14 protein-coding genes are annotated in these 13,018 nt (G+C 68.5%); 9 read left to right on the top strand and 5 right to left on the bottom strand.

Going from position 1 to position 13,018, the window contains the following annotated elements; all coding sequences use genetic code 11:
• Window positions 1-60 precede the first annotated feature (60 nt).
• Both V6V89_RS21190 and V6V89_RS21185 read right to left on the bottom strand, forming a co-directional pair.
• A complete protein-coding gene (locus tag V6V89_RS21190; RefSeq protein ID WP_334620926.1) occupies window positions 61-1,140 on the bottom strand; it encodes a serine hydrolase domain-containing protein in 1,080 nt (359 codons plus the stop codon).
• 140 nt (window positions 1,141-1,280) lie between these two features.
• Window positions 1,281-2,516: an RCC1 domain-containing protein gene (locus tag V6V89_RS21185; RefSeq protein WP_334620925.1), complete on the bottom strand. Its 1,236-nt coding sequence runs from the start codon at window positions 2,514-2,516 to the stop codon at window positions 1,281-1,283.
• Window positions 2,517-2,844: 328 nt separating this feature from the next.
• Here V6V89_RS21185 and V6V89_RS21180 point away from each other — a divergent pair, with 328 nt between their 5' ends.
• Entirely contained in the window at window positions 2,845-3,672 is an 828-nt protein-coding gene (locus tag V6V89_RS21180) for a TIGR02569 family protein (RefSeq protein WP_334620924.1), read from the top strand.
• Window positions 3,673-3,682: 10 nt separating this feature from the next.
• Here the strand turns inward: V6V89_RS21180 and V6V89_RS21175 are convergent, their stop codons facing one another.
• A complete protein-coding gene (locus tag V6V89_RS21175; protein WP_334620923.1) occupies window positions 3,683-4,330 on the bottom strand; it encodes a M23 family metallopeptidase in 648 nt (215 codons plus the stop codon).
• Between the two features lie 306 nt (window positions 4,331-4,636).
• Here V6V89_RS21175 and V6V89_RS21170 point away from each other — a divergent pair, with 306 nt between their 5' ends.
• Window positions 4,637-5,296, top strand: coding sequence for an HAD family hydrolase (locus tag V6V89_RS21170; protein ID WP_334620922.1), 660 nt, complete (start codon window positions 4,637-4,639; stop codon window positions 5,294-5,296).
• Window positions 5,297-5,406: 110 nt separating this feature from the next.
• Window positions 5,407-6,591 carry a monooxygenase gene (locus tag V6V89_RS21165; RefSeq protein WP_334620920.1) on the top strand — a complete coding sequence of 395 codons (1,185 nt, stop codon included), beginning with the start codon at window positions 5,407-5,409 and terminating at the stop codon, window positions 6,589-6,591.
• A 14-nt stretch (window positions 6,592-6,605) separates the two neighbouring features.
• Here the strand turns inward: V6V89_RS21165 and V6V89_RS21160 are convergent, their stop codons facing one another.
• The gene (locus tag V6V89_RS21160) at window positions 6,606-7,283 is read right to left on the bottom strand and encodes a response regulator transcription factor (RefSeq protein WP_334620919.1); all 678 of its coding nucleotides are present in this window, start codon (window positions 7,281-7,283) and stop codon (window positions 6,606-6,608) included.
• Window positions 7,280-7,864, bottom strand: a complete 585-nt coding sequence (locus V6V89_RS21155; RefSeq protein ID WP_334620918.1) for a sensor histidine kinase — start codon at window positions 7,862-7,864, stop codon at window positions 7,280-7,282. Before V6V89_RS21155 ends, V6V89_RS21160 begins: the two co-directional genes overlap by 4 nt.
• Here V6V89_RS21155 and V6V89_RS21150 point away from each other — a divergent pair.
• The 6 genes from V6V89_RS21150 (at window position 7,816) to V6V89_RS21125 (ending at window position 13,002) form a co-directional block, all read left to right on the top strand.
• Window positions 7,816-8,367 carry an MMPL family transporter gene (locus tag V6V89_RS21150; protein ID WP_334620917.1) on the top strand — a complete coding sequence of 184 codons (552 nt, stop codon included), beginning with the start codon at window positions 7,816-7,818 and terminating at the stop codon, window positions 8,365-8,367. The two genes, V6V89_RS21155 and V6V89_RS21150, sit on opposite strands and share 49 nt — an antisense overlap.
• A 24-nt stretch (window positions 8,368-8,391) precedes the next feature.
• A complete protein-coding gene (locus tag V6V89_RS21145; RefSeq protein ID WP_334620916.1) occupies window positions 8,392-9,183 on the top strand; it encodes an inositol monophosphatase family protein in 792 nt (263 codons plus the stop codon).
• A gap of 132 nt (window positions 9,184-9,315) precedes the next feature.
• Window positions 9,316-9,603 (top strand): antibiotic biosynthesis monooxygenase family protein, encoded by a 288-nt coding sequence (locus V6V89_RS21140; RefSeq protein WP_334620915.1) that lies wholly within the window; start codon window positions 9,316-9,318, stop codon window positions 9,601-9,603.
• 258 nt (window positions 9,604-9,861) lie between these two features.
• Complete coding sequence (locus tag V6V89_RS21135) at window positions 9,862-11,172, top strand: substrate-binding domain-containing protein (protein WP_334620914.1); 1,311 nt, start codon at window positions 9,862-9,864, stop codon at window positions 11,170-11,172.
• Window positions 11,169-12,095, top strand: a complete 927-nt coding sequence (locus V6V89_RS21130) for a carbohydrate ABC transporter permease (protein WP_334620913.1) — start codon at window positions 11,169-11,171, stop codon at window positions 12,093-12,095. The genes V6V89_RS21135 and V6V89_RS21130 overlap by 4 nt, the downstream gene beginning before the upstream one ends.
• Window position 12,096: 1 nt before the next feature.
• Complete coding sequence (locus V6V89_RS21125; protein ID WP_334620912.1) at window positions 12,097-13,002, top strand: carbohydrate ABC transporter permease; 906 nt, start codon at window positions 12,097-12,099, stop codon at window positions 13,000-13,002.
• Window positions 13,003-13,018: the final 16 nt, after the last annotated feature.

Below are 13,018 nucleotides of genomic sequence, written 5' to 3'. Positions count from 1 at the left end.
TCGCCGAATCGACGAGCAGGCACAAACCGAGACGCGGATCGCGGTGGTGTCGGCGACTGGTCAGGTGCAGACGGCCTCGTCGAGGAACGCGTCGACGGCGTCGTCGAGGTCCGCGCGGAAGTTCGGCGTGAGCGCGACCGTGACCTGGTGGCGCCGGTCCTGTGTGGAGAACGACCAGGACTGGTACGCCACGGCATCGCCGTCGTTGCCGTACACGCGGATCCCGCACGACGTGTCCCACCAGGCCAGCCCGAGCCCATACATCAGCCCGCCATCAATGCCCGGTGTCATCATTTCGTCGAGCAGCTGCCCCGGCAGCAGGCGCCCACCGAGCAGTGCGGCGAAGAACCGGTTGAGATCCCTCGCCGTAGAGATCATCTCGCCACCCGCGCCGAACACCGACGGATTCATCCGCGTGTAGTCGAGCAGCTCGCCGTCCTGCGATATCGGCACGTAGCCGTGCGGATGTGGCCCACGAATCCGCGTTGACGTCCCCGGCAGCGAGGTGCCGGACAACCACAACGGTCGAATGAGCCGGCTGTTGATCTCCTCCTTGTACGACCGGCCGGTCGCCTCCTCGACGATCTGGCCGAGCAGCAGGTAGCCGGTGTTCGAGTACGCGTAGGCCGAACCCGGCGGTTCGAACGTCGCGGGGTTGGCCACCGCCCGCGCTACCAACTCGGCAGCGGTCCAGGTCCGCCACCGGTTGTCCAGGAACTCCTGCTTCGGCGGCATCGGCAGGGTGCGCACGACGTCGTACAACCCACTGGTGTGGTTGAGCAGGTGCCGCACGGTGATCCGGTGACCGTCCGGAACGACTCCGGGCAGCCAGGCCTCGACCGTGTCGTCCAGCCGCAGCCGACCCTCGCTGACCAGCTGCAGGACGACGGTAGCGACGAACGTCTTCGTGATGCTGCCCGCCCGGAACCGGCCGTGGACCGGGACCGGCCGCGTCGTACGCAGTTCGGCGACGCCGCTGGCGCCCCGCCACACGCCGTCCTGGTCACGCACCTCCGCCAGCACGCCCACCGCGCCCGCGGCCACGAGGCCGTCCAGCCCTCTCTGCAGCCCGGCGCGATCGACCCCCATCGGCGCCGCGGTAGCCGTGGCCGGCGCCGCGATCACCGCCAACGCTGTCATCGCGGTCACCAGCACTCGACACACTCGCTTCATCCCGACCCCCGTCAGCAGTTCGTCAAGATCGAGCCTGACGGAGCAAGGACGACGAGACCTATCGGGGAACGCCCTGGTCCTACCCCGAATGTTGAGAATGTTGATGGTCAGCTCGGAAGGGCGACCTGCGCCGGGGTCGCTCGGTCGGTGGTGGTGCCATCACCCAGCTGTCCTGCCAGGTTGTTACCCCAACACCACAGGCTGCCGTCGGTGCGGACCGCGCAGCTGTGATAGCTGAGAGCGAAGCCGTTGGTCCAGTTAGTGGCGTCGCCAACCCTGGTGGGGGCGTACCGGTGGGTTGTCGTGCCGTCGCCCAGCTGTCCTGCCATGTTGTTACCCCAACACCACAGGCTGCCGTCGGTGCGGAGCGCGCACGAGGAGTCGGTGCCCGCGTTGATGCTGGTCCAGGTGGTGGCGTCGCCAACCCGGATCGGTGTGGTCTGGGAGGTGCCGCTGACACCGAGCTGTCCGTACCCGTTTTCGCCCCAGCACCACAGGGTCCCGTCGGTGCGGACCGCGCAGGTGAAGGCGTACCCGGCTGTTACACCGGTCCACGTGGTCGCGGTGCCGACCTGCGTCGGAGTTGCCTTGTAGCTCAGGATGCCGACGCCCAGCTGCCCCATCGAACTGTCACCCCAGCACCACAGGCTGCCGTCGGTGCGAACTGCACAGGTGTGCGCGAAGCCGGTCGTGACGCTCGCCCAGTTGGTCGCCGTGCCAACCTGTACCGGCGTGGCCGCGTCCTGGTCGGGCGAGCCGACACCTAGCTGCGCATTACGGTTGGTGCCCCAGCACCACAGGGTGCCGTCGGTCCGGATGGCGCAGGTGTGACCGTCGCCGGCACTGACACTCGCCCAGGTGGCGGCGTCGCCGACACGCACCGGGGCGCTCCGGTTGGTGGTGGTACCATCACCAAGCTGGCCCCTGCGGTTGTTGCCCCAGCACCACAGTGTCCCGTCGGCCTGTATCGCACAGTTGTAGCTGGTGCCAGCTTCGATACGTGCCCAGGTGGTGGCGTCGCCGACACGCACCGGGGCGCTCCGGCGCGTGGTCGTGCCATCACCAACCTCGCCGCTGTAGTTGTTGCCCCAGCACCAGAGCGTGCCGTCGACGCCGATCGCACAGGTGTGGCCGTAACCCGCGGCGGCGCTCGAAATCGCCGGGACGGCGAACGAGGCGTTCCGCGAGCCCCGCTCAGCGGGACTTGCGCCCGCGGCGGCCGCACCCACCGTGACTCCAATGGCGAGCACGGCGATTCCGGTGGATGTCACCGCGGCGGCGACGATGGTCCTCGCCGAACGCCGCCACCGAGCCCGCAGCCGGCCGTCCTGATGTTCGCTCATGTATCGTTCGCTCCAACCGACGTCGATGCAAAAACAGGGGCGCGGGCGGCATTGCCCTGGCGGGTCGCGAGCGACCCACCAATTCATAGCATCGATCTTGCGCATTGACTAGAGCCAATACCTAATCATCCGCCGACGGTTTGGTAGCGGATCGGCAGCAGCGTTTGGAGATGGGCATCCTGACCGCGGCCGAGCGGGCCACCTTCGACGCCCCTTGCCTGGTGCCGATTAGCTCTGTAGGTCCTCGGCGAGCTTGTCGGCAGCCTGCTCGGTTGGCCGGTTGGAAATCCAGGTGGCGTCGAGGACGGGCGAACCTAAGATCTTGATCGTGACGTCCGTGACGAGTGGCCCGCCGCTGGAAGTCCTGCGCGCGTTCGGCCTTTCGGGCGTGCCGCAGGTGCTACCCGGCGGCAAGGGCGGAACATGGCGGGTTGGCGATGTGGTGCTCAAGCCATCCGAGGGTGCCGAGGAGTCGCGGTGGCGGGCGGAAACACTTGCAGTGGTGCAGGTGTCGCCGGAGTTCCGGGTGCCGCGCCCGGTGCCGGCCGCTGATGGGAGCTGGTTGATCGATGGCTGGGAGGCATGGCGAGCCGTCGCTGGCCGGCCCGACACGACGCGGATCGACGAGGTGATCCGGGCGGGATCAGCGTTTCACGCCGCCGTCGCTCATCTGCCGCGTCCGGCTTTTCTTGATGCGCGCGAAGACCCGTGGTCGTATGGCGATCGTGTGGCATGGGAGGAGGCCCCGATCTCCGGGAGTTCAGCCGGCCTGGAGTTGCTGGAGCCGCTCGCTCAGGCGCGCCGGCCGGTGCATCTGCCGGACCAGATCGTGCATGGAGATCTGCCGGGCAACGTGTTGTTCGCCGATGGGGTCGCGCCGGCGATCATCGACTGGTCGCCGTATTGGCGGCCCGTCTCGTGGGCGCTGGCGGTCGCGGTAGCAGACGCGTTGTGCTGGTATGGCGCCGGACCGCAGGTGTTAGATCGCTGGTCGCATCTGCCGGAGTGGGGCCAGATGTTGGTGCGTGCCCTCATCTATCGGATCGCCACCCGTGATGCCGCGTTCGGGCCCAACGCGCAGGCCCGCGAACCGAACTCGGCGTACCGACCCGTCGTGGCCTTGGCGATCGCCGCAGCTCATCGCGGGGTCAGGTGATTCCGGGAACCTACAAGCTCGTTCGACCGAGCGGCGCTCCTCGGTCGCTCATCCAGGGTACGGGGTCGACTGCCCCGCTCGGCCCGGGGTCTCCGTTGACGTGCACCTCGAAGTGGAGGTGAGGGCCGCTGGAGTTGCCCGAGGAACCGACCTGGCCCAACTCCTGCCCGGCTGGCACGAAGTCGCCGACCGCCACGAGTGGTTGGCTGACCATGTGGCAGTACCGGGTGATCTCTTGTCCACTATGGATGATGTCGACGTGCCAGCCGCAGCCGCTCGTGAGGTTGGGGTCGCCGTCACGGTCGCAACCCCGATGGCTGCCGTCGCGGACGTCGATCGCGTCGCAGTACGCGCTGATGACGGTGCCGGAGGCGGCGGCGACGATGGGCGCGTACCGGGACGCGGCGAGGTCGACGCCATCGTGGCTGGGGCGTTCGCTGGTGCGGAATCCGGACACGACGGGCGCGTACAGCGGCTGGGTCCAGCCCTGCGCCGGCCCTCCCCCGTGGGCGATCTCGGGTGGCACGTAGAGGGGCGCCCCCGGCGACAGCCCGTCGTACCCGTCGTCGTACAGCGGAGCGCCGCCAGAGGCGAATCGCGGTTGCCGCGCCCCCTCCTCCATCGTCCGTCCCATGGCGGGCCCCACAGACACCAGCACGACGAGGAGAGTCGCACGCAGTGCGCCCAGCAAGGCCTGATAGCGGCGCCCTGACCGGCCATAGGACCGGTGTTGTCCAGACACGTTCCCCAGTCTGAGTACGCCGCGCCGGGGCAATATCAGAACATGAGAAGCCGGGACAGATGCCCTCCGGTACGGGAAAATACGCTCCCGCTCGCCGACTGGCCACACCGCAGGCTGTCCACATCGGACCTCGCACGGCTCCCGGGCGGGGGCCGTCGCTAAGGCGCGCCACAACCAGCCACCCCTGCCCGGTCCCGCGAGCGGGACGGGCATGATGGTCTTGTGGTGGATGCGGTGGTCTTCGACCTTGACGGTGTGCTCGTCGATTCCGAGCCTGTGTGGGAGCAGGTCCGGCGACGGTACGTCGCCGACAACGGCGGGCGGTGGCAGCCGGACACTCAGCGCCGCCTCATGGGCATGAGTACCGGCGAGTGGGCTCGCTACCTCAGCGGCGAACTCGGCGTGCGTCGGACTGCCGAGCAGGTCGCCGCGGACGTCGTCGAGCAGATGGTCGACCGGTACGCGAGCCAGGTGCCACTGGTGCCTGGCGCGGACGCCGTGGTGCGTGAGCTGGCCGAGCACTGGCCGCTCGGCCTGGCCAGCTCGTCGCCTCCGCGACTGATCCAGGCCGCGTTGGACGCCGCGGGGCTCACCGACACGTTCGCCGTGACGCTGTCCACCGAGAACGTGCCGCACGGCAAGCCCGCACCAGACGTGTACCTCGCCGTGGCCGAACGGCTGGGCGTCGACCCGAGCGCCAGCGTCGCGGTGGAGGATTCCTCCAACGGGATACGGTCGGCGGCCGCCGCGGGCATGCGGGTGATCGCGGTACCGCACCAGCAGTACCCGCTGGACGATGACGCCCGCGCCCGCGCGACGACCGTGATCGCCGCCATCGGCGCACTGAGCCCGGGCGCGGTGCGGGCTGCGAGTGGCGCCTGAGGCCCCCTGATCGTACTTTCGGGGTTGATCCGGGGCGAACCCGGATATCCAGGTACCCATCGACGGGTCAATCATCGAAGGTGAAGCGGCCGAGGACAGGGGAGGCAACCGTGCGACGCACAACGGGGGTTGGCAAGCGGCTCGTGGTGGGAGTGGCGATCCTGGCCATGGTCGGGGCGAGCGCGGCGTGCGGTGGCGACGAGGCCGATCCCGCCGGGCCAGCCGAGTCGAGCGGCTCGCCGCACGGCGGCCATGGTTCCTTCTCGCCGCCGTCGGAGCAGCCGCTGCGAGCCGGTGAACGGTTCGTCACGCTGGAGATGCCGCAGCCGTACACGCCGGTCGCGCCGAACGGGGGCACCGACGAGTACCGCTGCTTCCTGGTCGATCCGGGTCTGTCCGCGAAGGCGTTCCTGACGGGCAGCCAGTTCCTGCCGCAGAACGCGGACATCGTGCATCACGCGATCTTCTTCCGGATCTCACCGGCGGGCGTGCGGCAGGCCCGGCAGCTTGACGAGCGCACCTCCGGCGAAGGCTGGCAGTGCTTCGGCGACTCGGGCGTCGACGGTGACGGCGCGTGGGTGGCCCACTGGGCACCGGGCGCCAACGAGGTGCTTTTGGGCGAGGGCCTCGGATACGAGATGCCGCCCGGCTCGCAGTTGGTCATGCAGGTGCACTACAACCTGCTGGCGACGGCCGGAAAGGCGGGCAGCGCCGACCAGTCGAGCATCAGGTTGCGCCTCGCCGACGACAGCAGCGCCATGACCCCGTTGCACACGCTCCTGGCGCCCGCGCCGGTCGAGCTGCCCTGCACCGCCCAGGAGAGCGGCCCACTCTGCGACCGGGATGCCGCGATCAAGGACGTGAGCCACCGCTTCGGCGAGGACGTCGGCTCCGCGGCCGCGGAGCTGGTGCGGATGTGCGGCAACGGAAAACCGGTGCCGGGGACCACCCAGCATTGTGACCTGCCGGCGCGGGACGCGGCCACGATCTACGCCACAGCAGGGCACATGCACCTGCTGGGCCGAGCGATCAAGATCGAGCTCAATCCGGATACGGCCGGCGCCAGCACGCTCCTGGATGTGCCGCGGTACAACTTTGACGATCAAGCCATCCGGCCGCTGGACAGGCCCGTGAAGATCAAGAAGGGTGACGTCATCCGGGTGACCTGCACCCACGACGCCGGCCTGCGCAAGATGCTTCCCCAGCTCCAGAAGCTTCCACCGCGCTACGCCGTCTGGGGCGACGGCACCAGCGACGAGATGTGCCTCGGGTTGCTGATCGGCACCCGGTCGTAGACCCGCGGGGCGCGCTACGTGCCGATGTCCTGGGTACCGGGTTTGACCAGGCTGCTCTCGTACGCGAAGACGACTATCTGGGTGCGGTCACGCAGGCCGAGTTTGGTCAGGATCCTGGAGACGTGTGACTTGACGGTGGCGGGTCCGATGTAGAGCTGCTGGGCGATCTCGGTGTTGGTGTCGCCGCGCGCGACGGCGACGACGATGTCGCGTTCCCGGTCGGTGAGGCGGTGCAGGCGTTCGGCGACAGCGGAGTTGACCGCCGGCCCCTCGGCGAAGCGGCTGATGAGGCGGCGGGTGATCGAGGGCGCGATGAGCGCGCCGCCGTCGGCGATCGTGCGCACAGCCGTAGCCAGTTCGCTGGGTGGGATGTCCTTGAGGACAAAGCCGCTGGCACCGGCGCGGAGCGCTCGGTAGACGTACTCGTCGGGGTCGAACGTGGTGAGGATCAGGATCCGGACGGGCCAGTCGGCGTCCCCCAGGATCCGCGACGTCGCTTCGAGGCCGTCGAGTTCAGGCATGCGAATGTCCATGAGGATCACGTCAGGACGGTGCCGGTGGGCGGCCTCGATCGCTTCGAGTCCGGTGCCGGCCTCGGCCACCACCTCGATGTCGGGATGGGTCCGCAGGATCATGGTGAAGCCGCCGCGGACCAGCGCCTGGTCGTCGACGACAACGACGCTGATGCTCATACGCCTGCCTCCCCTGTCAGTGGGAGGCGGGCGAGGACCCGGAAGCCGCCTTCGGGGCGCGGGCCGGCATCGAGGCTGCCGCCGAGCAGTGTCGCCCGCTCCCGCATGCCGACGATGCCGTGGCCGGCCCGCTGCGGGCGGGCGATTCCGGTTTGGGCGTGGTCGAGGATCTCGATGGTGATGGCCGTTCCGTCCTCGCGTAGGTGTACTTCGGCGCGGGTGCCCGGTCCGCCGTGCTTGAGGACGTTGGTGAGCGCTTCCTGGATGATCCGGAACGCCGACAGCTGCACCCGGGTAGGCAACGGCGTCCGCAGGTCGTCGGTGATCTGGACGTCCAGCCCCGCCGTGCGCACCCGCGCGATGAGCCGGGGAAGCTCGGCGAGCCCGGGCTGGGGGCCGAGGCCGTCGCGTTCGTTCTCGGGGCGCAGCACGCCCAGCAGGTGCCGCAGCTCGTCGAGCGCTTGGCGGCCGGCCAGCTCGACCGCGGCCATCGCCTGGCGGGCGCCCTCCGGATCCGCTGCCACGACGGCCTGTGCCGCTCCGGCCTGTACCGTCATCATGCTCACCTGGTGGGCGACCACGGGGCAGAGGCGATGAGGTTGTCGATGGTGAGCACGGCGATCGCCGCGGCCAGGCCGGCCTGGCCATCTTCTTCGCCGTCCTCTTCGGGCTGTCCATGGACTACGAGGTGTTTCTGCTCTCGCGCATCCGCGAGGAATACAACGCCAGCGGCGACACCACCGAATCGATCGCCCGGGGCCTGTCCAGCACCGGCCGCGTCATCACCTCCGCCGCCCTCATCATGACCGCGGTGTTCCTGTCCTTCGTCGCCAACCCGTCGCCGTTCGCCCGGATGATCGGTCTCGGTCTGGCCACCGCGGTCCTGCTCGACGCCACCGTCGTCCGGTTGTTCCTCCTGCCCGCCGCCATGACGCTGCTCGGCCCCGCCAACTGGTGGCTACCGGGCTGGCTACGCCGCCGCCTACCGCACGCGCTGGGCGTGCGGGCCGAGCCAGTCCCCGCCGCCGCGTACACGGCGGGTCTGCCGGCTAGGCGGACCGAAGAGCCCACTCCATCGCTGTAGTACGCCCCGCCATATGATCTAGGGATGTCTGACGCGGAGGTCGCCGTCACCGCGGCGCAGGCGGGCGCTGCCGTGGTGCGTTCCCGGTACGGCCAGCCGGTGAAACGGTACGCCAAGACTGGCGGCGACTTCGCCACGGCCGCGGACATCGAGGCCGAGAGCGCCATTCTCGACACACTGCGAACGGCCCGGCCTGACGACCCCGCGCTCGGCGAGGAAACCGGCCGCACCGGCGACACCGAAGCCGACCGCCTGTGGCTGGTCGACCCGCTGTGCGGCACGCTGAACTTCGCCGCTCAGACCCCGCTGGTCGCCGTCAACGTCGCCCTCCGCACCGGCGACGGGATCACCGTCGCGGCGGTCGCCGACCCCTTCACCGAAGAGGTGTTCTGGACCGACGGCAAAGGGGCGCACGTACGCCACGCCGGAACTGACCAGCCACTCACACCGACACCCGACGCACGCCTCGTCGACGTCAACATCGACCCGCCGTTCCACAACGGACCCGGCTTCCGAGCCGTCCGGCTCCTCAACGACGTGGCGTTCACGCAACGCTTCGGCGGCCGGGTCACCTCAACGACCCTGGCCCTGGCCTGGGTCGCCGCCGGTCGACGGGCGGCGTACGTAACCGACGGCACCATGCGCGACAACGTGCACTTCGCCAGCGCCATCGCCGTGTGTCAGGCCGCCGGATGCGTCGTCACCGACCTGCGAGGGCGGCCCCTCGACGCCGGCGCCGGCGGGCTGCTCGTGTCAGCAGACCAACCCACGCACGACATCCTGCTCACCATCGTCGGCAAGCAGTTCCGATCCTGACGGGAGCCACCGCGGCGCCGCAGACGTGTGTCGCTCGGATGGCCGCTCTCATCACGATCCTCCAGCGCTGGTGGGCTGCCCAGGCGTAGCGTGAAAGCGGCTAAGTACGGCAAATCCCCATGGAGGGCCACTATGACCGCGAAGCTCATCGCCAATCTCCATGTCCGGGACTACGACACCTTCAAGTCCGTCTTCGACGAACTGCAAACGGCACGGCAGGAGCATGGCGCAATCGGGCACCGGCTCCACCGCGGCCTGGACGACCCCAACAAGGTCATCGTCGTCACCGAGTACCGGGACGCCGACGATGCGCGACGGTTCGTCCAGAGCACCGAGTTGAAGGAGGCCCAGCAGCGGGCCGGTGTCGACGCCCCTGGCGACTTCTCGCTGTGTGAAGAGATCGAGGCGCGCGCGTACTAGCGCGACACCATCAAGGAACATCGCATCGATCAAGGTCAACCGCACGTGGAAAAGAGATCGAACCACGCGCGGTTGACCTTGATCGACGGGGGACAAGCGCGGGCATGCGCTTTCCCCGAAAGTTTCGGCGATCGACGCGCCGATCTAGCGTCCTGCCAGCTTGAACGGATATTGACACACCTCCCTTACATACATACGTTGACCTGAATCTCTCCGTAAACTTTCCGGTATCCGGAGGTCAGCGTGGCACACAGTGCGATGTCCAGGCGGAGCTTCCTCAACCTCGCGGCCGGCACCGGTGCGGGGGTGGCGCTCGCCGCCTGTGGCAGCTCGGGACCGGGCCAGGGCGGGGGTGGCGGCGAAGCCACCTACTGGTACCTGACCGGTGCACCGGGCGAGCAAATCCGTACCAACACCGTCAACCGCTTCAACAAGGCGAACTCCGACAGCCAAATCAAGCCGACCGCGTTCGAGAACGACGCGTACAAGACGAAGATCAGGACTGCGATCGGCGCCGGCCAGGCGCCGACCATCATCTGGGGCTGGGGTGGCGGCGGCCTGAAGAGTTGGGTGGACGCCGGCCAGGTCGACGACCTGACGGACTGGTTCGCTCAGAACGCCGCGGTCAAGGACCGGCTGTTCCCGTCGTCGTTCGGCGCAGCGACGGTCAATGGCAAGATCTACGCGATGCCCTGCGAGACGGTCGAGCCGATCGTGCTGTTCTACGACAAGCGCGCGTTCGACAAGATCAAGGCCGTGCCGCCGCAGTCGTGGGGCGAGATCATGGCCCTGGTGCCGAAGTTCAACGCCGCCGGCATCGCGCCGTTCTCGCTCGCCGGGCAGTCCCGCTGGACCAACATGATGTGGCTGGAGTTCCTCTTTGACCGCATCGGTGGCCCCGAGGTGTTCCAGGCGGTCTTCGACGGCGAGAAGGGTGCCTGGTCCAACCCAGCGGCCCTCGACGCGCTCACCAAGGTCCAGGATCTGATCAAGGCCAACGGCTTCGTCAAGGGCTTCTCCTCCGTCGTCGCCGACGCCAACGCCGACCAGGCCCTGCTCTACACCGGCAAGGCCGCGATGATGCTGCACGGCACGTGGACGTACGGATCCATGGCCGAGGAAGGCGGCGACTTCGTCTCCGGCGGCAACCTCGGTTTCATGAACTTCCCGCCGGTCGAGGGCGGCAAGGGCGACCCCAGCAACACGGTCGGCAACCCCGGTCAATACCTGGCCATCTCCTCGAAGGCGACGGCCGAGCAGAAGGAGACCGCCAAGAAGTTCTTCAGCACCGCGGTGCTCGACGACACCGAGATCACCGAGTGGCTCGACACCGGCGGCGTGCCCATCGTCAAGGGCAGCGAGAGCAAGATCTCCAGCTCCAAGGCGCCGGAGTTCCTCACGTTCGTCAACGAGACCGCCAGCAAGGCGAAGGTCTTCGCGCAGTCCTGGGACCAGGCGCTGAGCCCGACCGCCGCGGAGAAGCTGCTGGACAACATCGCCAAGCTCTTCCAACTCTCGATCACACCGCAGCAGTACGCCGACAACATGAACCAGGTCATCGGCCAATGACGGGCCTCGCTCCGCCCGCCGTCCGGGTCCGGCCAGCGGCCGGCTCAGCCGGCGGGCGCAGCGGGTCCCTCGGGTGGATGGCCCTGCCCGCGCTGGCGATCTTCGTCGCCTTCGGGGTCGTGCCTCTGGTCGGTGTGCTGGTGCTCAGCTTCACCCGCTGGGACGGTATCGGCGCGATCCATCCGGCGGGCCTCGACAGCTGGCGGACCGTACTGGCCGACCCCGCCCTGCCGCACGCGTTGTGGGTGACGTTCCTGGTGATGGCGCTGTCGTGGGCGTTCCAGACGCCGATGAGCCTGCTCATGGGCGTCTTCCTGGCCGGGCACCAGCGATACCGCGAGATCCTGGCGGTGATCTACGTCGTGCCGCTGCTGCTGAGCTCGGCCGCGCTCGCCATCACGTACAAAGCGTTGCTGGACCCCAACTTCGGCCTCGGCGTCGGCCTGGGCTTCTCGTTTCTGGTACAGGACTGGCTGGGCCGCGGCACCCTCGCGCTCGGCGTCGTCGTCTTCGTGGTGTCCTGGCAGTTCATCCCGTTCCACGCGCTGATCTACCAGGGCGGGGTGCGGCAGATCCCGGTAACCCTGTACGAGGCGGCGCAGATCGACGGAGCCGGCCGGGTCCGGCAGTTCTTCAGCATCACACTGCCCCAGCTCAAGTACACGATCATCACCTCGTCGACGCTGATGGTCGTCGGATCGCTGACGTTCTTCGATCTGATCTTCGTGCTCACCGAGGGCGGACCCGGCGACGCGACCCGCGTGCTCGCCCTCGACATGTACAAGCGGGGCTTCCAGGCCAACCTGATGGGTCCGGCCAGCGCCATCGCGGTCATCCTCGTCCTCGTCGGCCTGGCGCTGGCGCTGCTGCTGCGCCGGCTCGGCGGCCGCGACGCCAGTGCGAGCCAGCAGGAAGGAATGTGACATGGCCACGCTGACGACCGGGGCCGACAGGGCCGCCGAGGCGCCACCCGGGCAGGGGCCACGGGGCCGTGCCCGGCGCGCCGCTGTCGGCCGCTTCAACTGGCTGGGCGGGCTGGCCGGCTGGGTGTGGCTGGTGATCGTGGTGGTGCCGCTCTACTGGATCGTCATCACCAGTCTCAAGGCGCGAGCCAGCTACTACGCCCAGAACCCCCTCGCGCCGCCGTCGGACCCGACACTGGAGAACTACCGGTCGGTCATCGAGTCGGACTTCGCCCGGTACTTCTTCAACAGCGTGGTGGTGACCGCCGGTGCCGTCGTGCCGGCGGTGCTGGTCTCGTTCATGGCCGCCTACGCGATCATCCGCGGCGCGGCCGGCAGCCGGTTCCTGCGCTGGGCCAACGTGCTGTTCCTGATGGGGTTGGCCATTCCCCTGCAGGCCACCATCATCCCGGTCTACCTCATCATCATCCGGCTACGCCTGTACGACACCCTGCTCGCCATCATCCTGCCTTCCATCGCCTTCGCGGTGCCGCTGTCGGTGCTGGTACTGGCCAACTTCGTCCGCGACGTGCCGAAGGAGCTGTTCGAGTCGATGCGGATGGACGGCGCCACCGAGTGGCGCACTCTATGGCACCTGGCGTTTCCGCTGACCCGACCCGCCCTGGTCACCGTATCCATCTATAATGGACTGTCTATCTGGAACGGTTTCCTGCTGCCGCTGATCCTCACCCAGAGCCCCGAGCAGCGCACCCTACCGCTCGCCCTGTGGACCTTTCAGGGCGAGTACGGCGTCAACGTGCCCGCCGTGCTCGCGTCCGTCGTCCTGGCGACGCTTCCCATCCTCGTGCTCTACGCGCTGGGCCGCCGCCAGCTCCTCAGTGGACTGACGCTCGGCTTCGGTAAGTAACTTACTCCGCGTGTCG

It is taken from the genome of Micromonospora sp. CPCC 206061, assembly GCF_036906915.1.
Lineage (GTDB): Bacteria > Actinomycetota > Actinomycetes > Mycobacteriales > Micromonosporaceae > Phytohabitans.
This window is presented reverse-complemented; position numbering and strand designations above follow the sequence as displayed.